Annotated in this window: 1 protein-coding gene; it reads left to right on the top strand. The window is 57.3% G+C overall.

All coding sequences use genetic code 11. From position 1 onward, the window contains the following. Nucleotides 1-255: transposase (locus EOE18_RS18360; protein WP_164852828.1), on the top strand; the 255-nt coding region annotated here is incomplete at both ends.

The following is a 255-nucleotide window of genomic DNA, read 5'->3' as shown; positions in this document are numbered from 1 at the left end:
AGGAAATTGCGCGGCGAGCCCGTGAAGATGAAGTCGCTCGTCGGCTGATGACCATCCCCGGCATTGGACCAATAGCCGCCACAGCGATCGCGGCACTCGCACCTGCAGCAGCCACATTCAAACGAGGGCGTGCCTTTGCCGCCTGGCTTGGTCTTACACCTCTACAGAAATCTACAAGCTGGAAAACTAAACTGGAGCGAACATCCAAGATGGGTGAGCGTACACTGCGGCGATTGCTGATCATCGGCAGCAGTG

This window comes from Novosphingobium umbonatum, assembly GCF_004005905.1.
GTDB lineage: Bacteria > Pseudomonadota > Alphaproteobacteria > Sphingomonadales > Sphingomonadaceae > Novosphingobium > Novosphingobium umbonatum.
The sequence above is the reverse complement of the archived record's forward strand: the minus strand, read 5'-3'. Positions and strand labels throughout refer to the sequence as shown.